This window comes from Streptomyces sp. NPDC001914 (assembly GCF_042891215.1).
In the GTDB taxonomy this organism is placed as follows: domain Bacteria; phylum Actinomycetota; class Actinomycetes; order Streptomycetales; family Streptomycetaceae; genus Streptomyces.
The window spans coordinates 1-1,060 of record NZ_JBIASW010000045.1 but is presented as its reverse complement, the minus strand read 5'-3'; the positions used below and the strand labels follow the sequence as shown (position 1 = coordinate 1,060).

Genomic DNA, 1,060 nt, shown 5'->3' with positions numbered 1-1,060 from the left:
TTCGACCAGGACATGCCCGGCCTGGTCCGCGAGAGTGTCCGGGTGCTGCGGCACTGGATGGACCACGGCGTGCGCATCTTCCGCGTCGACAACCCCCACACCAAACCGGTGGTGTTCTGGGAGCGGGTGATCGCGGACATCAACGCGACCGACCCCGACGTCATCTTCCTGGCCGAGGCCTTCACCCGGCCCGCCATGATGCGGACCCTGGCCGAGATCGGCTTCCAGCAGTCCTACACCTACTTCACCTGGCGCAACACCAAACAGGAACTCACCGACTACCTCACCGAACTCTCCGGCGAATCGGCCGCCCGGATGCGGCCCAACTTCTTCGTCAACACCCCCGACATCCTGCACGAGTTCCTCCAGCACGGCGGCCGCCCCGCCTTCGAACTGCGCGCCGTCCTCGCCGCCACCCTCTCCCCCACCTGGGGCATCTACAGCGGCTACGAACTCTGCGAGAACACCCCCCTGCGCCAGGGAAGCGAGGAATACCTCCACTCCGAGAAATACCAGCTGCGCCCACGCGACTGGGAGACCGCCGAACGCGACGGCCGGAGCATCGCCCCGCTGGTGCGCGAGCTCAACGCGATCAGACGGCGCAGTCCCGCCCTGCGCCAACTGCGTGACCTGCACTTCCACCACGCCGACCAGGAGGCGGTGATCGTCTACTCCAAGTCCGTGACGGACGCCCACGGTTCGAACACGGTTGTGGTGGTGGTCAACCTCGACCCGCACCACACCCAGGAGGCCACGGTCTCGTTGGACATGCCGCAACTCGGCCTGGAATGGCACGAGTCGGTGCCGGTGCGCGACGAGCTCACCGGCGAGACCTACCACTGGGGCAGGACCAACTATGTGCGCCTGGATCCGGGCGACCGGCCCGCGCACATCCTCACCGTCCTGCGACCGTCCTCACCGTTGATCGGAGGGTCACCCACCACATGATCGTCAATGAGCCCGTCCCGGACACGTTCGAGGACACCCCGGCCAAGGACCGCGATCCCGAGTGGTTCAAACGCGCCGTCTTCTACGAGGTGCTGGTCCGCTCCTTCCAGGA

The 1,060-nt window shown here is 66.5% G+C and carries 1 protein-coding gene; it reads left to right on the top strand.

The window, feature by feature from the left end; all coding sequences use genetic code 11:
- The coding region (locus ACFYYF_RS41560) for a DUF3459 domain-containing protein (RefSeq protein ID WP_388784818.1) at window positions 1-948 on the top strand (948 nt) is incomplete at its 5' end.
- Window positions 949-1,060: the final 112 nt, after the last annotated feature.